Here is a 22624-nt window from a genome sequence, read left to right on the forward strand (position 1 = left end):
AGTATTCACAATGAGAAAATATGGCACAGTTGGATCAACTTTATGCTGAATATTCTGATGAGCGATCCATCAGGTTGGATAAAGAACAATTTATGTATCTTATCACACTTTTTCCTGCATTAAGGGTAGCACTAAGTGATGGATTGGTAGACGATGAGGAATGGGTTGCTGTTAAAAGATTAGCCAAGATTCTGGGAGATGAATTTGCTTCTGAAAACCTGGGTAAGGAGAAGAAAGAGAATCTAATGCTGGTTTACAAAGAAGAATTCAGATATCTGATCAAGAATTCGGAGCTTTGGGGAAAGAAGTTTTTACAAGCTTTGAAGGAATATTTAAAAAAGAATGAAGCGGCTAAAGAGTTCGTAATTGAAACAATGTACCTATTCGCACATGCTTCAGATGGAATTTCGGCTGAAGAGAATTCTACAATTTCAAAACTTACAAAGGAATTAGGGCTGGAAGACCAAATATTGTAAGAATAATGTTAGAACTTATCAAATAGGAAGAAAATTTCTAACCGATCAACAGGCCTTCTCCATGGAGAATCGCAGCTTTAGTTGCTATTAGAGAATTTCTTAAGAGTATTTATCACTCTCCCCTTCCTGCTCCTTACCTGCAAGTATATTATCAAATGTTCTTCTATGGTGATAATCCATTATATTTTCACTTACATTTTTAGAGCCCATATGCCAGCTTGGAAATGTTTTTTCCTTAATTAGTTAGGAGAAGGAGATACCATTATACAATTAGTGTGTCTGCTATCTTCTTTTATTTTGTCATATAAATTCATAATGGTTTTAGGTTCCCCCTTCAACCAGTTGAATACAAGTTGTGATAGCATAGCGTGTTACAATTGGTTTGTTTTTTTATATAACAAGACATACTGATCATGACTGTTTTTTAATAGTAGATAGAATAGAAATAATAAGGGTTAATCAGAGGGTTATAATTGATCAACTATCTCCTGTAGATTTAAAGATTCCCAGTTTTTCAAAATATCTTTTCTTTTCATCACTTCATCCATTATGGCTTGTTGTTTCTTTCCTGCCTCTAAAGCTTCTGAATACCTTAAATCGCTAAAAGTAACCATCGTGTAAAGAGGGATCCACTGTTTCGGAAATTGATCGTGCAAGCGAGCTTCAATTTTTTTCTGTATTAAAAATTTTTCGTCTGCCACTAAATCCCGCATCTCAACAAAATTATCTAAAGCTAAATCAGCAATGGCGTCTGCATCATCTTTTCTGAGCAGTTGATACTCTGTAAGTGTAGCGTCCCAATTGTCATTATGTTTATCTAAAAGTTGGTTCAACACGTGGCAGTCCTCAAAGCCGGCATTCATTCCTTGCCCATAGAAAGGAACGATGGCATGGGCAGCATCGCCAATTAAAACAAAATTATTTTTCACCCATGGAAAGCATTTTATGGTAACCAGAGCTGAAGTGGGATTTTTAAAATACTCTTCTTCAATATTTCTGATGTGTTCCAGGCTGTCAGGAAAAGTCTTTTGAAAGAATTGCTTTACATCCTTCGGTGTTTTTAGGCTCTCAAAGGACGGGTCTCCATCGAAGGGAAAAAATAATGTACAGGTAAAACTTCTATCTACATTAGGAAGTGCAATCAGCATATATTTCCCTCTGGGCCAAATGTGCAGCGCATTGGGGGCAATAGCAAAGTCTCCCGCCTCAGTAGGTGGAATGGTCAGCTCCTTGTAACCATGAGGTATATAGTATTGCTGATAGTTGTAACGAGGGATTTTAACCATTTCCTGTCTTACCTGCGAAAATGCACCGTCTGAACCAATCACTAAATCAAATTGATAAGTTACATTTTCCTTTGGAGACGTAAAGCTCACTTCAGTTTTATTCAGGTCTACATGATGGCAGGTATGTTCAAAATGAATTTCCACTCCGGCTTCCTCCGCTTTGTTGATGAGGATTTCATTTAATCTCCCTCGTGAAACTGAATTAATAAACTGGCCTTCTTTTCCATAAGGTTGAAAGGTTAGTTCGCCTTCCAGGCTGTGCATCATCCGTCCTTCCATAGGTAGTAAAATGTCTTTTACTGATTCAAAGGCACCTATATCTTGCATAGCTTTAATCCCTCTTCTGCTAAGCGCTAAATTAATAGACCGTCCAGAGTCAGTTCCTGCTTTTCTGATATCAGGGCGTTTTTCAAAGAGGCTTACCCTGTATCCCCTTTTTCTGAGATAGATGCTATTAAGGGCTCCTACTAAACCGCCACCCAATACACCGATATGTTCTACTTTTCTGCTCAAAATTTTATTGTTTAAGCGCTGCTAAAGATTCTTTCAGAATCTGAGCGAACTGATATTGCTCTTCAAAAGTGTTATAAAGTGGTACTGGAGCTAATCTGATAACGTCAGGTTCTCTCCAATCTGCTAAAACACCTCTCTTCATCAGCTTATCAAATAAGGATTTGCCATACTTTAGAGTGAAAAGAGAAAGCTGGCAACCTCTCTCTTCCGGATTTTCCGGAGTAATAATTTCAAAGATTTTTTCTTCTTTATTAATTTCTTTGATCAGGTACTCTAAATAGCCGGTAAGTAAAATACTTTTACTGCGCAATGCTTCCATTCCTACCTCAGAAAATATCTCCAGAGAAGATAAATGTGCAGCTCCTGCAATAATATTCATATTACTTAATTGCCATCCATCAGCCCCTTCCATAGGAATAAAGCCTTTTTTCATTTTAAAGCGTTCATCTTGTTTATGTCCCCACCAGCCGGCTAATCGCGGAATTTCCGGACTGTTGCCAAAACGTTCGTGAACATAAATTCCGGATACATTTCCAGGACCTGAGTTAAGGTATTTGTAGGTACACCAGGTGGCAAAGTCAACATCCCAATCGTGTAGCTTCAAGTGCATGTTTCCTGCTGCATGGGCTAAATCAAAACCGGCATAAGCACCAGCCTTGTGTGCAGCCTCCGTGATTTCCTTCAAATTGAAAAATTGGCCTGTATAGTACTGTATGCCTCCCATAAGTACCAGGGCTAATTCTTCACTATGTTTTTCTATAGTGTTTATAATATCCTCATTCCTTAAGGTATTTTCACCTTCTCTTGGTGCTATTTCAACTAAAGCTTCAACCGGATCAAATAATTTATTGCCCCCATGGAAAGCGTGCCAGTTAAGTTGAGATTCAAATACATACTGATCGGAAGGGAAAGCACCTGCTTCTACAATGATTTTAAATTTTTTGGCAGTAGGCCTGTAAAAGGAAACCATTAGCAAATGTAAATTTACTGTCAGGTTATTCATTGAAACCACTTCCTCTTCTTTGGCGCCCATAATACCAGCCAGTGCTTTCTTGCTGTACTTATGGAAATTATACCAGATGTTTTCTTTTTGTTGATTGAAATGACCTTCCACACCAAAGAGCTCCCAGTCTTTCAATTCTTTTTCTATAAAAGAACGTGTTCTTTTAGGTTGCAAACCTAATGAGTTACCTGTGTAGTAAATCACTTGCTTTCCGTCAATTACCGGAATGTGAAACTCTTGTCTATATTTTTTTAAAGGATCTTCCTGATCCATTTTTTTGGCAAATGCCAATGTGTTCTCGTATGATTGACTCATTCAGTTCTTATAAAATTTAATTCTCTAACAGCTTGTGCAGCTGTCATGTTATCAACTAATCCACTTTGTTCTGCTTCAATTATTTTGCAAATAGATTCAGTTGCTTTTGATGCTCAGTTTCTATTAAAATCTTTTTTCTCTGTAAACCTCCCAGGTAACCAGTTAACTGGCCTTGTGCACCTACCACTCTATGGCACGGTATAATAATAGGTAAGGGGTTTTTGCCTATTGCATTTGCAACAGCTCTAATTTTCTTAATATCTCCTAATTGTGCAGCAAATTTACCATAGCTGATGGTTTTTCCACAAGCTATTTCATTTAATTTCTCCCACACCTGAATCTGAAATTCAGTGCCTTGAAGTAGGTAAGGTACGGTAAATTTTTTTCTCAGACCGTTAAAATACTCCTGCAATTGTTGTTCTAATTGCATTATCACTTCTGGTTTTATACCTGAAGTCTCCTGCTTTTCATCCACAAATGAAATAGCAATTAACTTATTTTTTAAGACTTCAACTTTTAAAAAGCCGAGAGGAGTTTGTAAATAATAGTAGCTATTGTGCGACATGTTTTTCCTGATGAATCCCTAACCAATTGAGGGCATTTTGGCCTAATAATTTATTTTTCAGCGTATTGCTTATATTGCTTTCTTCAATAAGTTTACCGGGCTCTAGTTCTCCTAATGGAAAAGGGTAGTCTGTTCCGAGAGCAATCATGTCTTCCCCCATTGTTTTAATCAGATATTTCAGGCTGTTTGTGTCATGAACTAGGGAGTCCACAAAGAATTTCCCTAAATAATTTCTTGGGTGAATGGGATTGTCGATAGCACATAAATCCGGCCTTACCTCAAATCCGTGACCAATTCTACCAATAGTAGAAGGGAATGAACCTCCACCGTGCGCAAAAGCGACTTTCAATTGAGGGAGGCGCTCAAATACTCCTCCAAATATCATGGAGCAAATGGCTCTGCTGGTTTCTGCCGGCATTCCTACCAGCCAGGGAAGCCAGTATTTTTTCATTTCATCTTTACCCATCATATCCCACGGATGGATAAATACAGAGGCCCCCAGATCTTCAGCTGCCTGGAATACAGCAAAAACTTCCGGGGCTTCCAGGTTCCATTCATTAATGTGCGTGCCAATTTGGATGCCTGCCAGGCCCAATTCCTTCACACACCTTTCTAATTCCTTAATGGCTAATTCAGGAGATTGCATAGGAAGTGTGCCCAATCCAATAAACCTGTCGGGGTAGCGGTTTACTACCGATGCAATGTGATCGTTCAAAATCATGGAAAGATCGTATGCATGATGTGCTTTTGCCCAATAGCTAAACATAACCGGTACGGTAGACAGCACCTGCACATCCACATGATGATGGTTGCAGCTTTTGATTCTTACTTCAGGATCCCAGCAATTATCCTCTACTTCGCGGAAAAATTTATCGTCCATCATCATTCTTGCGCAGCACGGTTTGTGGTGCTCCAACCTGATGAATCCTCCATAACCATAACGTTCCTTTAAGTCAGGCCATGTTTTGGGTAAAATATGGGTATGGATATCAACTTTTAAAGGTCTTTTATATGCTATGTCGCTTATTTTTTCCATTTCAGACAAATCTTGGATCTGTTTCCATTACATGCCCGCAATTATTACAGGTTCTTAATGCTTTAGAACCATAAAAATCCTTAAAACGAGGAAGAAAATCCTTTTCAATGTCATGCAGGGGGAAAAAAGTTTCATGTAGTTTATTGTTGCAATTATCGCAAAACCACATTAACCCATCCTGCATTGGAGTATCTTTCCTTTTTCTTTCCACCACCAAGCCGATAGAACCTTCTTTACGAATTGGGCTGTGAGGCGTTCTGGCCGGGCATAAAAACATATCTCCTGGTTTTAAATCCATAGAAACAGCTTTTCCCTCATCTTGAACTTTTACCGTTATTTCACCCTCCAATTGGTAAAATAACTCCTCCGTTTCATTGTAATGGTAATCTTTACGTGCATTGGGGCCGGCTACTACCATCACTATATAATCATCCGCTTCAGTATATAAATTTTTATTTCCAACTGGTGGTTTTAATAGCTCACGGTTTTCCTCAACCCACTTAATTAAATTGAAAGGTTTATTAATTGCCATAAAGTCAAATATTTAATATATTTTTCAGGAAGTAAAATCAGCTCACGCTTTGTTAATCCTTTAAATTTAATGAAATTAAGACTGAGAATAAAGTCTCAAGGATAATTATAGGGTAAAAAATTCCATTATTCTTATAGCGACATATACGCAAAATCGTATCTTAAAAAGATCTGAAAATAGATAAAATTTACAAATTGAAATCATGGATTTAAAACTTAAGGGCAAACGGGCATTAGTTTGTGGAAGTACTGCCGGCATAGGAAAAGCTATTGCTATAGGATTAAGCAGAGAAGGTGCGGCTGTTACTTTAATGGCCAGAGATCAGGAAAAGCTTGCAGGTGTTTTAAGTATGTTAGCCACTGATGAGGGGCAGGAACATCATCTTTTAGTGGCAGACTTTAGCAACCCTCAATTGGTTAAAAGTGAAATTAATAATTATGTAGGGCAAAATGCAATTGACATACTTATTAACAATACAGGAGGGCCAAGGCCCGGGGCTATTTCCGATGCCCATGTCAATGATTTTTTGCAGGCCTTTCAGCAGCATTTAATATGTAATCAATATTTGGTGCAAGCAGTTTTGCCAGGAATGAAAGCAGCTAATTCAGGAAGGATTATCAACATCATTTCTACCTCAGTAAAGCAGCCAATACCTAATTTGGGTGTTTCCAATACCATTAGAGGTGCTGTGGCGAGTTGGTCTAAAACGCTATCTAAAGAGTTAGGTGGTTTTGGCATAACGGTTAATAATGTTTTACCTGGCTATACATTAACAGGGCGCTTGGAATCCCTCATTCAGAAAAAAAGTAAAGATTCAGGCAAATCCATGGAAGAAGTTACAACAGAAATGCATGCGCAAATTCCTGCAGGGCGCTTTGCCGAACCTCATGAAACGGCTGATGCTGTTTTATTCCTGGCTTCCGAAAGAGCGGCCTATATAACAGGTGTCAATTTACCGGTTGATGGAGGTAGATTAGATTGTATGTAAATGGAGAAAATAAGTAATTATATTGGGGGAGAACTTCACGCTCCTTCGTCCGGAAAGTATAACGAAAGTATAAATCCTGCTACGGCTGAAGTTTTTTCATTAGTACCCGAGTGTGAAGCTGTTGATTTAGATAAGGCTATTCAATCTGCTCAATCAGCTTTTCCTTTATGGAGCCGTAGCTCTGCTATGGAGAGAGCAACAGTTTTAACTAAAATAGCAGATTTGATAGAAGCCAATGCTGAAGAATTAGCTCTGGCAGAAACTACTGACACAGGCAAGCCTTTGCGGTTGGCTCGCACAATAGATATTCCCAGGGCAAGTGCTAATATGCGTTTCTTCGCTCAGGCAATCACTCAGTTCAGTTCTGAGTCACATGCTACACCTGATGCAATTAACTACACCTTAAAACAACCACTGGGAATTGTTGCTTGTATCTCTCCATGGAATTTACCTCTATATTTATTTACCTGGAAAATAGCCCCCGCATTGGCAACTGGCAATTGTGTAATAGCCAAGCCTTCTGAAGTAACTCCTTATACAGCTTATCTTTTTAGTAAATTATGCATAGAGGCAGGTCTTCCGACAGGTGTGCTTTCAATTTTACATGGGTCAGGAGCAGGAATTGGAAATGCACTCATTGAGAATAAACATATAAAAGCAGTTTCATTTACAGGCGGAACAGCCACGGGTAAAAAAATTGCAGCAACTTCAGCACCTATGTTGCGGAAAGTTTCACTTGAGTTGGGGGGTAAAAATCCGGCATTGGTTTTTGCTGATTGTGATTTAGAATTCACTGTGCAGGAGCTGGTAAAAGCTAGCTTTACCAACCAGGGAGAGATTTGCTTATGCGCTTCCAGAATTCTTGTGGAAAAATCTATTTATGAGGATTTTAAAAAAAGATTTGTAGAAAAGGTAGCGCAATTAAGAGTTGGAGACCCTTTAGAGGAAGAGAATAATTTAGGTGCTATTGTATCTCTTAATCACCTTGAAAAAATCAAATCTTATATCAATTTAGCCAAAGAGGAAGGAGGGAAGCTTTTATATGGAAAAGAAGTAGAAGCTTATAATAATCGTTGCAAAAACGGATACTTTTTAGGCCCCCATATTTTTGAGAAGCTTGGGCCCAACTGCCGAGTGAATCAGGAGGAAATATTTGGTCCGGTAGTCACCTTAGCATCTTTTGCAGAGGAGAATGAAGCGCTTTCAATGGCTAATAACTCAAACTACGGATTGGCAGGTACTATTTGGACCAGTAACCTGAATAGAGCCCACCGGGTTAGTGAGCAATTACAAACGGGCATTGTTTGGGTTAACTGCTGGATGAACCGCGATTTACGCACTCCTTTTGGAGGAATGAAAGAAAGTGGACTTGGTAGGGAAGGAGGTCTACAGGCCTTGAATTTCTTTACAGAGAGTAAAAATGTTTGTGTTAAATACTAGTAAATATTTAAGAAGTAAAGAATTTAACTTTTTTGAAAGGATGTGAGGATTACAGTTTAACCTCACATCCTTTTTTATTAATAGCAGAGCAATATACTTTATTGTCAATTTCCAGCTGATTATAAAAATCTGAAAGTAATTTGGCAATTTCTTTTGCTTTCGCTTTTCCATCCGTAAAAGCAAAAATAGAAGGTCCTGATCCTGAAATGCTACAACCAATAGCTCCATTTTCAAGCACCATTTTTTTTGCCTGATGGTAGCCAGGAATAAGAAAAGAGCGGATGGGCTCAGCAATTAAATCATTCATGCTGGCTCCAATTAATTTAAAATCATTGCCCATTAAGCCGGCAACCAGTCCTGCTATATTTCCTCCTTGCTGAATAACGGCATCAAGCCCTAATTCTTTTTTAAGCACTTTTTTTGAATCAGAAGTCTTTACTTCAATTTGAGGATGTACCACTGCTATATACAAGTTTTCAGGGAATGGAATATTGAAAATTTGCAAAGGTTTGTAGCCTTTAATAATAGTAAAACCTCCTAAAAGAGAAGCCGCTACATTGTCTGCATGCGCTTTTCCTGAAGTGGCTTTTTCTCCTAACATAGCAAATTGAATAAGTTCAGTTGAAGAAAAGGGCTTTCCTAGCAGTTCATTCAGGGCGAAGGCAGCCCCTGCAGCACTGGAGCCACTACTCCCCAGTCCGCTACCAGGCATTACATTTTTGCTGATTCGGATATTCAGTCCTTTTTTGATGTTTTGTTTCTTGAGCATTTCCTGTGCTACTATTCCGGCAATGTTTTTGGAAGCTGCTACCGGAATTTCAGGAAATCCATCTAATGGATCAATTTGAATTTGGTCGTCATCTCTCCAACTCATTTCAATAGTATCGCCAATATGCTCTAAAGCGAGCCCGAAAATATCATATCCCGGGCCCACATTTGCAATAGTGGCTGGAGCGAAAATTTTAATTTTGTCCATTTTAATTTTCTCTAAAAGTATTGGCTATTCTCATGACGTCTCCAAAAATTCCAGAGGCAGTAACATCTGCCCCGGCCCCGGCCCCTTTTACAACTAAAGGCTGTTCCGGATATCGCTTCGTAGTAAAAAGCACAATATTGTCTTTTCCTTCCAGGTTATAAAGTGGATGAGACTTTTCTATCAGCTGCAATCCTGTTTCTGCTTTTCCTTTACTATAAGTAGCTACATATTTCAACTTTTTACCTGCTTTTTCAGCTTCTTCTATTTTTGCTTTAAATACAGGTTCGTTTTTGGCCATCAAATCGAAGAATGCATCAACAGTTGGAGCCTGCATACACTCGTCAGGAATAAAAGGAATTGCCTTAATATCATCCATTTCCATTTCAAATCCGCTTTCGCGTAATAAAATCAGGATTTTCCTTTTTACATCCGCACCACTTAAATCCAGCCTTGGGTCCGGCTCTGTATAACCTTCCACTTGTGCTTGCTTCACCACTTCAGAAAATTGAGCTCCTTTGCCATCGTAATTATTAAAAATGAAGTTTAGACTTCCTGAAAGTACTGCCTGAATGCCCATTACTTCGTCCCCACTTTTAATCAAGTCATTTAGTGTATTGATGATAGGAAGGCCTGCCCCCACATTAGTTTCAAAGTGGAAATGACTTTTATAACGTAATGCGGTGGTCTTCAAATTTTTATAATCAGCATATTTTCCTGTGCAGGCAATTTTGTTGGGTGTAACCACTGAAATGCTTTGCCGTAAGATGGAAGCGTAGGTTTCAGCAATACTTTCGTTAGCAGTATTGTCAATGAAGATGCTATTACGAAGGTTCATGCTGATCATACGTTGAAGGAAATTATTGATATCCATTTTTTCTGTACTCTGATCTAATTTTGCAACAGGATCGCTAAGATCAATCCCTTCTTCATCAAAACACATCTTCCTTGAGTTGGAGATTCCAACGATCTGCAAATCCAAATGATACTTCTCTTTTAAATAATCACTTTGTAGTGCTAACTGCTTAAGAAGAGCTTTTCCAACATTTCCGGTGCCTACTACAAACAGATTTACACGTTTGATATCAGAGAGGAAAAAGCTTTCGTGTAAACTGTTAAGTGCTTTTTTGATCTGGTTCTTTTGAATAACCGCAGATATGTTTTTTTCTGATGAGCCCTGGGCTATGGCAATAATGTTGATTCCGTTATTTCCCAGAATGCTCAACATTCTTCCACTTACCCCAATCTGTTCTTTCATGTTGGAACCCACAAGGGCAACAATGGCCAAATCCATATCGATAGTCAATGGGTTTAACTTCTGCTGGCGGATTTCTTCTTCAAAGGTTTTTTCAATTGCCACTCTTGCTTTTTCAGCTTCTTCCTGATCAATTGCCACACAAATTGAGTGTTCAGAGGAAGCTTGAGTAATTAAAATCACAGAAATATTTACTGAAGCCAGCGTTTGGAAAAGCCTGAAAGAGAAGTGAGGAATACCTACCATGCTGCTGCCTGACAAATTGAGCAGGGCAATATTCTCAATACATGAAAGACCTTTTATGATCTTCCCGTTCTTTTTACCTAAGCCATGAATTTTGGTGCCTGCATCTTCTTTTTTAAAAGTGTTTTTGATATAAACTGGGATTCCTTTTCTCAGTACGGGAGCTATAGAAGGTGGATAAAGTACTTTTGCTCCGAAATGCGTTAGTTCCATCGCTTCCTCATAATCCATTTCATCAATTACATAAGCATTAGGTACCCATTGCGGATTAGCGGTCATCATTCCGCTTACATCGGTCCAGATTTCAAGGCAAGGAGCATTTAAAGCTGCTGCAATAATGGCAGCAGTGTAATCTGAGCCACCGCGCCCTAAAGTGGTGGTTTCACCATTAAGGGCTGATGCTAAAAAGCCCGGGCAAACGTAGACTTTCCTGGAGCCGTCAAAATATTGATGGATGGCCTCGTTGGTCTCTTGAAAGAACACATTGGCTTTTCCATAATGGTTGTCAGTAAATATAAATTTTTTAGGATCTGCAGCAGCAACATCCATTTTCATTTCCTGAAGGTAGTAGGTTATTATCCTGGCGGATAATATCTCACCATAACAGCTTATTTTGTCTGTGGTTTTAGCGGAAAGTTCCTGTACCAGAAACACACCTCGGAGAATATCTTCCAACTCGTTTAAAAGTAAGCGTACCTGCCCCATTATAGGGCTTTGATTTTTCACACTAATTAACTCCTGGGTAGTTTCAATATGTTTTTGAATGATTTGATTCAGCAATTCCTGATAGTTCTCATCTCCTTTGGCTGCCAATTTACTACAATGAATAAGCTTATTAGTAATGCCGCTGAATGCTGAAACTACAACTACTGTAGCTTCATGAGATGATTTTTCGGCTACAATTTCTTTTACAAGACGTATGTTTTGCGGGGTACCTACGGATGTACCTCCAAATTTTAAAACCTGCATGGTAATATTGAATTAAAGTAATAATTAAAACTTAAGTTGAAAGTGCGAAGCCCTGCTTCTGGGAGGATATGTGAAATTTAACCCCGCAAAGGGGTAATTGTAATGCCTGTAGTAAATGAAATGCCAATAGCTATGAATCCACTGGCGTATTGAGAAATACGAGCGGAACAAGAAGAGCAATATGTACTTAGATTTTGTGACATTATTTACTTGATGTCCGAAAACTAAGTCTTTATTATTTAGAAATAAAGTAAAATCACAAAAAATGTTATTTGTTAATGGTTTTTATTTATTTAATCAGTATAAAAGTTTGCTTTTAGTGGAGTTAGTAAAATTTTCAAGGGTGATTATTGTCCTTTGTTTAATTTTCTTAAAGCTGAGCAATTAATTTTTTACGCTTTTGAAAAGTGTCTCATTAATTCTTCTCACTTCATTCCATTCCAGTGTTTCACCAGGCTCTAATTCTTTGTAGAATTCTTCGAAGTACTCGATACAAATATTCTTGAATACTTCCGGAGAGATTCCTGAACTGTAAATAGGGCGTTCAGTAGGACTTAGGTAGCGTTCTTTTTTAGATAACTTTTTTCCCTGCAGCCTTAGTATAGGTGCCGTATCAGTAAAGTGTTCTGCAGTCCACTTTTTTTCTGAGGGCTCTAATGCGTTTAAAGTATCGCATAATAATTGAAGACTTATTCTTGGGTAATGCTTTCTGGTGGTACTGACCCATGTTGTATATTTATATTCCAGCTCATACCTATTCTCGCCATATATACTCATTACTATATCTGCCTGCTGGCTTTGGGCATATAAGTTGTAATAATGAAGAGGATTTTTGGCTTCCGCAATATGCATTCTTATGGAAGGAAGAGTAGTTCTGCTTATTTCCCCTTCAATTTCTCGCATGATTTGATGGTATTCCTCTGTTTTTACGACTTTTTGCGGACTTAGCAGGTATTTTCCAAACTCTTCCAGGAAGTAGTGGTATTTAGGAACGCAGGCTTCCATCTCTTTTTCTGCAATATCAGGTGCTCCAAAAGGAGGATAGAATTTCTCGGCTTCCAGTTTGTTTAGCAGGCATACTAATTTTAAAGCAAGTTTCCATTGCGGATTGTTATAATTTACCTCTCTAAAATCAGCAATTTGAGCCATTTCAATTAATAGCTTTTTGTTTTGTATTGCTAAATCCGGGTTGCAGACAGCCCATATCCCCAGAAAACCATCGATATCATAATGATTGTTAGTTACATACTTTTTATCCAGTTCAGGAATGCCTTTTTCAAGAGCTTTAAGTACTATCTCCGTACTTGTGTCAGCTTCACATCCTTCCGGCACGGGTGCTCCTCTCCAATGAGAGAGGTCAAACCCCAGTGGATGATGCGCATCAATTATTAATACCTCATCAGGATGATTTTTAATGTCGTAAAAAGGGATAAAAGTCTTGATAGTCATATTTTTTTCTTTGTTAAAGGGAAATAAACCTATCCAAAGTTGAAAAAATTGGATAGGTTCTTATTAAGAAGGATTAAAATTTAGCCGTAAAAGTGCAGTAAAAATGGCTAGGTGCCTGCACGAAGAACGCCATTTCATTTCCACTTGGCGCGCCATCAGTATAATATCTCTCGTTAAAAATATTATTCCATTCTACTTCAAAACTATAGTTTTTAGCAAATTTAGTATTCACTCTTGCATTGGTAACAAAGTAGGAAGGTAAAATAAAGTCTTCATTGTTGGTTAGCTCTGTATAGCTTTTTCCTGCATACCTGCCATGAATCCCAAAGTTTAGCCATTTGGTTGCTTTTAGCTGCAAAAGGGCGTTTAATAATACTTCCGGGCTATACGGTGTTTTTATATCCTCAAAGGTTTCAGTACTTCCCTCAGGGCTATAGCTGGAAATTATACTTCGCATAAAGGTGGCATTTCCTGAGAATGTTAGCGGATTAATGATCTTTGCATTCCAGTCCAGTTCAATTCCAGTCCTGTAGGAGTCTTCCTGGTTTTCATATAATTGAAGGAAATACTGAGGAATATACGCACCGATTGGAGCAATTTCATTTTCAAAATCCATATAGAAAGCATTTACATTTACTTGAAAATCTGATCTTCCTAAACGGTATCCCAACTCGTAATCATTCACATATTCGGCCTGAACAGCCTCTTGATCTTGCAGAAGGTCAATATTTCCTGCATTAATTTGTGTATCTCCCAGGTAGTCACCTCTATTGGGCTCCCTTCCACTTCTTCCAAAGGAAGCATATACATTACTCCAGTTATTTAACTGATAGGTAACTCCCACTTTTGGGTTTAAAAATTGCCAGTTATAGGTAGGTATAGTCTGATCAGAACCTAAAAACTCTGGGTCAGGCTCCATGTCCAGACTTACAAATCGTGCTTGCACATCAGCAAAGGCAGTTAAATTATTCAATTGATAAGAGGCCTTGGCGAAAACACTGATTTCATTTTTGGTTGATTGATCCTGATAGTATGGGTCAGTATAGTTGGGTACAATTTGTTCAATATTTTCTCTCAGGAAAGTATAAGCATGTACACCTGCGCTCCAATCTAAATTACCAGCTTGCTCATTGTAATAACTCATTGCTCCAAAGTGGTCATTATACAATGGATAGTTGATTTGAGTAAAGGTTCCTTCATCATCATAACCATAAGGAAAATCACCACCGGCTGCACCATAATAAACAGAAGAAGTAATACTTTTTTGTCCGCTAAAAAAATGAGCATGCTCCACCTGAAGCAGAGATTGTCCGAAATCATCATTGTCGTTAGAACTGTTTACATTGGTTTTAGGGTCTTGCTGAATAAGTGATAGAGGCACCGGGCTGTAGGCCAGGTCATTTTTGGTTTTACCTAAAAATCCGGTCACTTTCACTACATCTTTTTCTCCGAAATAACCTCCGCTGAAAAACATTGAGTAAGAATCTGTGCCTGAATGGTAGCGATAGCCATCGCTGTAAGTTTTACTCATTCTGGCATAAAAAGCTGTTTTGTTCTCCAAAAGGCCTGTTTTTACTTCTGCACTTCCCTGCCATGTATTAAAAGAACCTCCTAATAAAGAAACCGTTGTTTCAGGATTTGGCTGATTCAGATTTTCTGATTCATAGCTGATAGAACCGGCATAAGAGGCTGTTCCATTAGTTGAGGTGCCTACCCCTCGCTGTACCTGAACTGACTCTATACTGTTGGTGAAATCCGTAAAGTTGGAAAAGTAAACGCCCTGATCCATCATGTCATTTAAAGGCACACCATTAAGTGTAATATTAATCCTCTTTTGGCTAATTCCACGCAGTCGCATGCTTCCATAGTTGGTAAAGCGGGTTCCTGCATCCGAGTTTACCTGTATGGAGGGAGTTAAAGTTTCCAATACAAATGCACCGTCCTGCCCATTAAAAACCTCATTTATTTCTACCTGATTGAGCGTTTGCTGGGTAATAGGAGCAAGTGATTCTGCTCTGATAGCCCTTACCGTTACCTCTTCAGATTGAAATGTCTTAGGGCTTAATGTGAAATCGAGAATCATGTTCTTACTGAAGTTTACTTGCTTAAGCACTTCGTCAAAGCCGACAAAAGTGACTTTAATTTGATGGGATCCGGCAGTAATGTCATCTATCCTGTAATTGCCAGAGGCATCTGTTGCAGCACCCTTCTCTAATTCAGGCAGGTACACATTGGCACCTAGTAAAGGTTCGTTTTGATTGTCAGTAATTTTTCCGCTTAGCGTGTACTGTGCCACAGCAGCATTAGTAGCTATACACATCCATATAATTGCTACACACTTGGTGATTTTTTTTAACATTTTAGTTGTTGTTTGTAAGTTGAACATTTGAGAAGCGGGGTACTTACTTCTCTTTGTTTTTCCTTAAACCTCTCCCTGCGTCCGCATTACCGGCATCAGGTTCATTGGGTATAATCTCAGCCCGTTGTATTAAGGCACCCCTAGCTTTGTAAAGCTAAATTTTTATGATAAATACTTGTTGGTATACAATGTTTGTTGAGCCAACAAAGTTTCCTCTTTTTTGGTAATTAATTTATTCTTGATGAGCCAGTGCAAAAATGAATCCCATCTGGAGGCTTCCATCCGGCCCCATTTGTTTTCTTTATTAACATAGAATTGAGCAATATACGTCTGGCTTTCTTTCAGAAATTCTATATCATTCAAGCTGTCGTGCTTTGATGAGTTGGCTAAAATTTCAGCTGCTCCATTCAAAAGCCCAAATTCCCAGCTTTGCTGGTGTTATTTTAATATGATTTCCTTTGCCACCCTCTTTTTTAATCATTTCAGCCACAGCTATTAAATTTGGTTTGGCAGGAAGCGTTTGATAGCTGATTACAGTTTCTGAAGGAGCTATAGCAAAATGAGCCTTGTCTCCAGCAACTAACTTTGCAGGGGTGGTCTGATAATTATCTTCCTCCGGTGACCTTAATTCAATGGACAGACCAATGTCCGAATAGAAGCCTTTTGCTTTAGCTACAAAAAAGCCTGTATGATTGGTGTTGGGAGTCCAATCAAGTGCTACTTTTAAAGTATGCATTGTTATAGAATTAGTTAAGTTAAAAATACCTACGCCCGCATTACCGGGATCAGGTTTAGGGTATACTCTCAGCCCGTTGTTATAAGGCACCCCCTTTTATTTTATGTAAAGGTATAGTGGAAAAGTGGAAGTACCCAACAATTTATAATGAAAATAGCAGGTGAAGAAATTAGTTTAACTATTGATTAATTTACTACTTTAGATTATTCCTTTGAGAGGTTATGGGTAAGCAGCTTCGCATCATATTACTAATTATAGCGGTCATTATTGTTCCGGTTTTGTTTTATGGATATTTGCAGCTATTATCATTGAGCGATGATGAGCAAATGGCAGAAAAAATATATCAGAAGCAGATGGAAACTGTTCTTTTCTCACTCAATCAATATGCGGATGATGTAATGTCGGGCTGGGCCAGGCAGTTAGGTGCTCGAGAGAGTTCCCTATATGAAAATGCTGAAGAGCTCATTTTGTCAAACGAATCCATTCAATTGCTGGCAATAACCAATATTAATTCCAAAAAAGATACGCTGTTTTACAGCGACTACATTAACAAATCGCAGCATAATAGCGAGAAAATGAGGAAGTGGCTTGCAAAGAATGATAGCCTATTAAATAAGCTCTCAAGCTATATGAAGGCTGGTTTTCAGAAAATTCAGCCTGTTGAGTGGATTGATGAGGATAGCTTGGGGAATAATCAGGTAGGTGTTACATTTATGTTGTTTGATCAGGATTCTGCCACCCTCTACAATGCTTTGATTTTACTGGAAGAGAGGTATTGGACTGAGGGTGTTTTAGGAGGGAAAATGCAAAAAATAGCTACTGATAATTTTGGACTGGCAGTTTTGCAATTTAATAATGAAGCTCCTCCTCAAGTCATTTACAGTACAGGAAACTTCAACCTGGCAAAAGGATACGTAAAGAATAATTTATGGATTTTGCCAAACATGAAAATCGCAATACAGTCATCCGGGGAAAATTATATTGACTTAGTGCGCCAAAGAAGTAGAAAAAATCTCACATTCTTAATTATCACAGTGTTAATTATAGTAATAGGTGTGATAGTAATTATTAAAAATATCAGAGAAGCATTAAGGATTGCGGAATTAAAGTCTGACTTCGTAGCTAATGTTTCCCATGAAATAAGAACCCCTCTATCGCTTATCAGAATGTATTCAGAAACTCTTTTATTAGGTAGAGCTCCTACTGACGAAAAGAAGAAGCATTACTACAATGTTATATTTCAGGAATCAGGCAGACTTACTTATCTGGTAAATAATATTTTAGATTTCTCCCGGATAGAGGCTAACAGAAAAACTTATCAGATGGGTAAAATATCTTTAAATGAGGTTGTTAAGGATGTTTATGAGCAATATTCGCATAGCTTTGAGGAAAAGCAGGTTCAGAATCAGTTGAAATTGAATGAAAAGGAAATTTATATATCTGCTGATAAACAAGCGTTGGAAGAAGCTATTTCTAATTTAATTGATAATGCAATTAAATATAATGAAAGCTCTATACAAGTCATTATCTCAACCTATAGTGATACCAAGTATGCATATTGCGAAGTAAAAGACAATGGTATAGGGATACCTGATGGTGAAGAATCCAAGATTTTTGATAAATTTTATAGGGTGGAACGTTCTTTAACCCAAAAAACGAAAGGGACAGGATTGGGGTTAAGCCTTGTAAAACATATAATGGAGGCGCATAGAGGTGAAGTGAGATTAAAAAACAAGTTTGGTAAAGGATGTTCTTTTATTTTAAAATTCCCTCTTGAAGTTAAAAATGATCAGAATATTAATAGTTGATGATGAAAAAGCAATGCGTGAAGGGCTTTCAGATAATTTATTATTTGAGGGCTATGAGACGGTGCTTGCCGAAAACGGAAAAATAGCTTTAGATAGGGCAGAGAGCAATTCATTTGATCTAATTATTTTAGATGTTATGATGCCTGAAATGTCTGGATTTGATGTTTGTAAGAAGTTAAGACAGAAAAATATACAAACACCTGTGATATTGCTCACCGCTAAAGGAGAAGAAATAGATCGGGTATTGGGGTTAGAGTTAGGTGCCGATGATTATATCACCAAACCTTTTAGTTTAAGAGAACTACTTGCCAGAATAAAAGCTATTTTAAGACGGACACAAAATTCAGGAGGTACGGTTAAACCGGATAAGCTTTTTAAAATAGGTCTGCTTGAAGTAGATTTTGAACACTACCTGGCTAATAGTAGAGGGGAGGAAGTAAAGTTGAGTCATAAAGAATTTGAGATGCTTCATTTTTTGCTACAACATAAGCATCAGGTGGTGAGCAGGGATGAGCTTCTTAAAAATATTTGGCATTATGATGAGTTCCCTACTACAAGGACAATAGATAACTTTATTTTGAGGTTAAGGCAAAAGGTAGAGCTTAACCCTAACGACCCTAAAATAATTTTAACTGTGCATGGGGTAGGTTATAAAATGATATGAACACTTTGTGACAATCTTTTACATTTGTTTACCTGGGCGTGACACCTGAAAACATGGATTTGATTTAGTTTGAATTATGAAAACATAAACTAAAAATCCATGAAAACTTTTAAAATTACAGCAGTAATAATAGTATTACTGGCCATTAATACTTGTTTTGCGCAAGGGTTAGTAAGTAAAGAATCTAAATTTATAGGTAAACCTATAGTGGAAATGACTTTAAACGGGAAAAAAATTTGGGCACTGCTCGATACAGGATCAGAATACACTATTCTAAACATTGCTACTAAAAATCGTTTTAAATATGAGTCTTATAAGCTTGATAATACAAAATATAAAATTCAGGGTCTGGGTACAGAATTAAATCATATGTATACCATCCGAAAAGCAGAAATTGGCTTTCATGAGGTGAAACTTGAAGGTAATATTTTAGCATATGATATATCAAATATTGTTCACTCAATTAAAACACGAACAGGAAAAACCATTACAGCAATTATTGGTACTAAAATGATGAGACATCATGGCTTTGTTATTGATATGAGTTCAGACAGGGTGGTGATGCTTAAAAATTCTACAGGTTTTCTTGCCTCAGAAGCCTTAAAAGTCAATTCTAATTAAGAGGATCTTTGTCTAATGAAAAAAACTTGTCCATACAGATTCATCTTTCTTTGTTTGTGCTGCTTCTCATGTCTTTCTCTTAAGGCTCAGCAGCATGGAAAGGCTGGAGAAAGTAAAAGTTTGCTGGATTGGGTTTGGGAAATGATTTCGGGGAGTGAAATGCAAGGTTATGCGCATATTCAACCCCAACATCAGGTTTATCATCAGGATTTAACTTTGGCAAAGGATTTAAAAGGGGCATGGAAATTTAACATTGGCGATAATATTGAGTGGAAAAACCCTTATTATAATGATACGAAATGGGAAAAAGTAGCAGTACCAGCAGATTGGGAAAATGAGGGCTTTAATGGGTACGATGGTTTTGCTTGGTATAGAATCCATTTTGATGGAATCACTTTGAATCAGTCAGAATTATATTTTCTGGTTCTCGGATTTATTGATGATGTGGATGAAACCTATATTAATGGTAAATTAATTGGTAAAAGTGGATCTTTCCCGCCTCGTAACAGAACTGCTTATAATTCGCATCGCAGTTATAGCATTCCCTCAGAAGCCATCAACTTTAAGGGTGATAATGTAATTGCAGTAAGAGTGTTTGATGAGATGGGAAGTGGCGGTATTGTAGCTGGTGAAATTGGACTGTATACTTTAAAAAAGTTAAATAGTTCCCAGATGTTACAAAACCTATATGGGGTATGGAAATTTAATAAATTTAACAAATCTGGTTTTGAAAATCCAGAACTGGATGATTCCGGTTGGGAAGATATTCTGGCTCCTGCTTATTGGGATAACCATGGTTATAAAACATTGGATGGAACAGCCTGGTACAGGAAACATTTTACGCTAAGCTTCAAACAGAAACCCGGCAAAAAATATTATCTGGTGTTAGGTAAAATTGATGATTTTGATATTACCTATCTCAATGGTAAAAAGGTAGGAGAAACTTATGATGGCGGAGGTTTAGGAAATAGTGAGTCTTTCATGCAAACTCGAATCTACAGAATTCCTGAAGGGCTCCTCAAAGAAAATAGTGAAAATGTGATAGCAGTTAAAGTGATTGATATTGGGCTTGATGGTGGAATTTATGAGGGGCCATTAGGGATATTTGAGGAGGCTGACTTAGTTCATATAAGAGAATGGTAACTATTAAATGTAATCTAAAATCGGGCTCCACAATGAGTAATCATTTACTGCTGACTTTAAGGTACATCACATTGATTTTTGTGTAATTACCAATAGGGTCATTTAAAATTCTTTTTTTAATGCTTCAACAGCACTTTGTAAGCGCTCGTAACCCTTAATAATTTGATAAGGAATACCGTAGTAATTAACATTTTCTAAATATTTCTTAAAAAGAGCCTCTCTTATCGAAGGATTCTCTCTTAAAGGATCTGCAATCCAGGGGAGGTCTGGCTTACAAATAAGGTAATAATTGTAAGGAGCGTTTTCCAACTGCTCAATAATCCAGGGATGTACTTTGGCATACTTTACTTCATACCATACCTTCATCATAATCAAATCAGTATCGCAGAAAAGAAAATTTTTGGCTGCTTTTGCTTTTTCTTGTTCGAGCTGAAGCATCCCTTCACTTATTTTCAGTAAGTCTTCATAAGTATAAGGTGTACCATGTTGCTCCAGGTATATTCTTCCAAATTCCGGAACAAAGGGCTCGTCAAAGAAATAAGAAAGTTGTTCTGAGAGCGTACTTTTTCCTGTGCTTTCTGGTCCAATAATGGCAATTTTTTTTACGCTCATTTTAAATAATTTTTGCTTAAAGTTTTTTTACGGAATCTTCTGGTTTGTCCACAAGAGTTCTACTTTTTTTGAAGGAGCTCCTCCATTTTACATATCCTATAACTGCAATTACTACATAGGCTGCAAATAGTACAGAGGTGAGGTATAATTCTCTTTGAAAGTAAACATAAGCTTCAACCGCATCAATAATTATCCAGTATAGCCAATTCTCTAATACTTTACGAGTAACTAAAATGGTTGTAAATATGCTAAATACTGTAGTAAAGGAATCCAGATAAGGTAATTGAGCATCAGTTTGTTCTACTAAAAAGTATCCTAAGCTTAGGGTGACTAATATTCCGGTTACTATAAAGAGAACATGCTCTGGAAGTTTCATTTTAGAAACAGGCAACTCCCCTTTTTTGCCCGGATTTTTCCAATGCCACCAACCGTAGATTGTAGTGCCTAAATAATAAAACTGTAGCCCCATTTCAGCATACAATTTTACCTGGTAACAAATAATTAAATAAATACTGACACCAATTAAGCTTGCAGGCCAGCACAAAATATTTTCTCTGGCAGCAAAGATGATATATAATATGCCAAATAAAACACCAGCTCCTTCCAGCCAGCTCATGGCTAATAAGCCATTGTACAGTTCATTAAAAAAATCCATTGCTAAATCATTTATTCCTACGCCCGCATTACCGGGATCAGGTCCAGGGTATATTCTCAGCCCGATTTATTGAGGCACCCCTTAATTGATGTTGCTAAGGTAACTTTATAAATTTAAAACTCAAAAGAGAATAGCTGACAACCAGATTAGCCTAAATTAATCCTGTCCGTTATCAAATCGTTGCTTCAACTCTATACTCTTAATACTTTTCTTTTTCTTCATTCTGAGGTTAAGTACTTCTACTACCAAAGAGAAGAAAATAGCAAAATAGATATAACCTTTAGGAACGTGAACGTGAAAGCCTTCTACAAAAAGCAGAACGCCTATCAATAATAAAAATGATAAAGCCAACATTTTTACTGTCGGATGTTTATGGATAAAATCACTAATACTTTTTGAAGCTACCAACATTATTCCCAGTGAAATAACTACAGCAATTATCATTATCCAAATATTGTCCACCAGTCCTACAGCCGTCAATATTGAATCAAACGAGAAGACAATATCCAGTAAAACAATCTGAACTAGTACAGCTCCAAAAGTGCTCAATTTTTTCTTTGTACCCTCATCTTCTTCTTCCCCCTCTAATTTCTGATGGATTTCTGTTGTGCTTTTATAGATGAGAAACAAGCCTCCCAGCATTAATATCAGGTCTCTGCTGGTTAATGAGAAATCGAAAACCGTAAATAGTGGAGATGTTAATCCTACAAGCCATGTTACAGCAAATAGTAATGCTACTCTCATGACCAGAGCGAGCATTAAGCCGAGCCTTCTGGCTTTGTCCTGCTGATTTTCAGGCAATCTATTACATAGAATTGAAATAAAGATTATATTATCAATGCCTAACACTATCTCCATTAAAGTAAGAGATACAAGGCTCAAAAGTGCATCAAACGTTAATAATGATTCCATTTAAATTTTTAGTGAAATAAAAGTTATTTATTTTTTTTCTGACCTTCTCCGGATAGAAATTATGCTTAGAT

General features: G+C 37.5%; 22 protein-coding genes and 3 riboswitches. Of the genes, 7 read left to right on the forward strand and 15 right to left on the reverse strand.

The genetic code is table 11. The annotated features are described in order from the left end of the window. The first annotated feature begins 20 nt into the window (after positions 1–20). Positions 21–476, forward strand: coding sequence for a hypothetical protein (locus IEV85_RS05165; RefSeq protein WP_188460876.1), 456 nt, complete (start codon positions 21–23; stop codon positions 474–476). A 239-nt stretch (positions 477–715) separates the two neighbouring features. Here the strand turns inward: IEV85_RS05165 and IEV85_RS25210 are convergent, their stop codons facing one another. The 6 genes from IEV85_RS25210 to IEV85_RS05195 all read right to left on the reverse strand — a co-directional run bounded on the left by IEV85_RS25210 (position 716) and on the right by IEV85_RS05195 (position 5726). Continuing rightward, entirely contained in the window at positions 716–841 is a 126-nt protein-coding gene (locus IEV85_RS25210; protein ID WP_188460878.1) for a BLUF domain-containing protein, read from the reverse strand. Positions 842–943: 102 nt separating this feature from the next. Beyond that, the gene (locus IEV85_RS05175; RefSeq protein WP_188460880.1) at positions 944–2275 is read right to left on the reverse strand and encodes an FAD-dependent oxidoreductase; all 1332 of its coding nucleotides are present in this window, start codon (positions 2273–2275) and stop codon (positions 944–946) included. Between the two features lie 4 nt (positions 2276–2279). Further along, positions 2280–3593, reverse strand: a complete 1314-nt coding sequence (gene kynU, locus IEV85_RS05180) for a kynureninase (protein ID WP_188460882.1) — start codon at positions 3591–3593, stop codon at positions 2280–2282. A gap of 79 nt (positions 3594–3672) precedes the next feature. Continuing rightward, the gene (locus tag IEV85_RS05185) at positions 3673–4158 is read right to left on the reverse strand and encodes a methylated-DNA--[protein]-cysteine S-methyltransferase (RefSeq protein ID WP_188460884.1); all 486 of its coding nucleotides are present in this window, start codon (positions 4156–4158) and stop codon (positions 3673–3675) included. Beyond that, positions 4145–5194, reverse strand: a complete 1050-nt coding sequence (locus IEV85_RS05190; RefSeq protein WP_188460886.1) for an amidohydrolase family protein — start codon at positions 5192–5194, stop codon at positions 4145–4147. The genes IEV85_RS05185 and IEV85_RS05190 overlap by 14 nt, the downstream gene beginning before the upstream one ends. 1 nt (position 5195) lies before the next feature. Next, on the reverse strand, positions 5196–5726 hold the full coding sequence (locus IEV85_RS05195; RefSeq protein ID WP_188460889.1) for a 3-hydroxyanthranilate 3,4-dioxygenase: 531 nt from the start codon (positions 5724–5726) through the stop codon (positions 5196–5198). A gap of 202 nt (positions 5727–5928) precedes the next feature. On the opposite strand from IEV85_RS05195, the gene IEV85_RS05200 reads away from it, so the two are divergent. Next, the gene (locus IEV85_RS05200) at positions 5929–6714 is read left to right on the forward strand and encodes an SDR family oxidoreductase (protein WP_188460890.1); all 786 of its coding nucleotides are present in this window, start codon (positions 5929–5931) and stop codon (positions 6712–6714) included. After that, positions 6715–8154, forward strand: coding sequence for an aldehyde dehydrogenase (locus tag IEV85_RS05205; protein WP_188460892.1), 1440 nt, complete (start codon positions 6715–6717; stop codon positions 8152–8154). It abuts the gene before it with no gap. A 49-nt stretch (positions 8155–8203) separates the two neighbouring features. Here the strand turns inward: IEV85_RS05205 and IEV85_RS05210 are convergent, their stop codons facing one another. The 6 genes from IEV85_RS05210 to IEV85_RS05235 form a co-directional block, all read right to left on the reverse strand. Further along, complete coding sequence (locus tag IEV85_RS05210; RefSeq protein ID WP_188460894.1) at positions 8204–9130, reverse strand: homoserine kinase; 927 nt, start codon at positions 9128–9130, stop codon at positions 8204–8206. A gap of 1 nt (position 9131) precedes the next feature. Continuing rightward, positions 9132–11594, reverse strand: a complete 2463-nt coding sequence (gene thrA, locus IEV85_RS05215) for a bifunctional aspartate kinase/homoserine dehydrogenase I (protein ID WP_188460896.1) — start codon at positions 11592–11594, stop codon at positions 9132–9134. Positions 11595–11978: 384 nt separating this feature from the next. Continuing rightward, a complete protein-coding gene (locus IEV85_RS05220; protein ID WP_188460898.1) occupies positions 11979–13043 on the reverse strand; it encodes a DUF6687 family protein in 1065 nt (354 codons plus the stop codon). Between the two features lie 73 nt (positions 13044–13116). Continuing rightward, positions 13117–15402, reverse strand: a complete 2286-nt coding sequence (locus IEV85_RS05225) for a TonB-dependent receptor domain-containing protein (protein WP_188460901.1) — start codon at positions 15400–15402, stop codon at positions 13117–13119. A gap of 54 nt (positions 15403–15456) precedes the next feature. Beyond that, positions 15457–15554, reverse strand: a riboswitch (TPP riboswitch). A gap of 10 nt (positions 15555–15564) precedes the next feature. Continuing rightward, positions 15565–15765, reverse strand: a complete 201-nt coding sequence (locus IEV85_RS05230) for a hypothetical protein (RefSeq protein WP_188460903.1) — start codon at positions 15763–15765, stop codon at positions 15565–15567. A gap of 31 nt (positions 15766–15796) precedes the next feature. Beyond that, entirely contained in the window at positions 15797–16138 is a 342-nt protein-coding gene (locus IEV85_RS05235) for an ABC transporter substrate-binding protein (protein WP_188460905.1), read from the reverse strand. Positions 16139–16146: 8 nt separating this feature from the next. After that, positions 16147–16242, reverse strand: a riboswitch (TPP riboswitch). A 117-nt stretch (positions 16243–16359) separates the two neighbouring features. On the opposite strand from IEV85_RS05235, the gene IEV85_RS05240 reads away from it, so the two are divergent. The 4 genes from IEV85_RS05240 to IEV85_RS05255 all read left to right on the forward strand — a co-directional run bounded on the left by IEV85_RS05240 (position 16360) and on the right by IEV85_RS05255 (position 20374). Next, a complete protein-coding gene (locus IEV85_RS05240; protein WP_188460907.1) occupies positions 16360–17946 on the forward strand; it encodes a sensor histidine kinase in 1587 nt (528 codons plus the stop codon). Beyond that, a complete protein-coding gene (locus IEV85_RS05245; RefSeq protein WP_188460909.1) occupies positions 17924–18610 on the forward strand; it encodes a response regulator transcription factor in 687 nt (228 codons plus the stop codon). The genes IEV85_RS05240 and IEV85_RS05245 overlap by 23 nt, the downstream gene beginning before the upstream one ends. A gap of 99 nt (positions 18611–18709) precedes the next feature. Next, positions 18710–19231: an aspartyl protease family protein gene (locus IEV85_RS05250; protein WP_188460911.1), complete on the forward strand. Its 522-nt coding sequence runs from the start codon at positions 18710–18712 to the stop codon at positions 19229–19231. A 15-nt stretch (positions 19232–19246) separates the two neighbouring features. After that, positions 19247–20374 (forward strand): beta galactosidase jelly roll domain-containing protein, encoded by a 1128-nt coding sequence (locus IEV85_RS05255; protein WP_188460913.1) that lies wholly within the window; start codon positions 19247–19249, stop codon positions 20372–20374. A 102-nt stretch (positions 20375–20476) separates the two neighbouring features. Here IEV85_RS05255 and IEV85_RS05260 read toward each other — a convergent pair whose 3' ends face one another. From IEV85_RS05260 to IEV85_RS05270, 3 genes are all read right to left on the reverse strand, one after another. Beyond that, positions 20477–20986, reverse strand: coding sequence for an AAA family ATPase (locus IEV85_RS05260; RefSeq protein ID WP_188460915.1), 510 nt, complete (start codon positions 20984–20986; stop codon positions 20477–20479). A 16-nt stretch (positions 20987–21002) separates the two neighbouring features. After that, entirely contained in the window at positions 21003–21641 is a 639-nt protein-coding gene (pnuC, locus tag IEV85_RS05265; RefSeq protein ID WP_188460917.1) for a nicotinamide riboside transporter PnuC, read from the reverse strand. Beyond that, positions 21639–21733, reverse strand: a riboswitch (TPP riboswitch). (Overlaps the previous gene by 3 nt.) A gap of 64 nt (positions 21734–21797) precedes the next feature. After that, the gene (locus tag IEV85_RS05270; RefSeq protein WP_188460920.1) at positions 21798–22553 is read right to left on the reverse strand and encodes a TerC family protein; all 756 of its coding nucleotides are present in this window, start codon (positions 22551–22553) and stop codon (positions 21798–21800) included. Positions 22554–22624: the final 71 nt, after the last annotated feature.

The sequence above is a fragment of the Marivirga lumbricoides genome (assembly GCF_014636295.1).
Taxonomy (GTDB): Bacteria; Bacteroidota; Bacteroidia; order Cytophagales; family Cyclobacteriaceae; genus Marivirga; species Marivirga lumbricoides.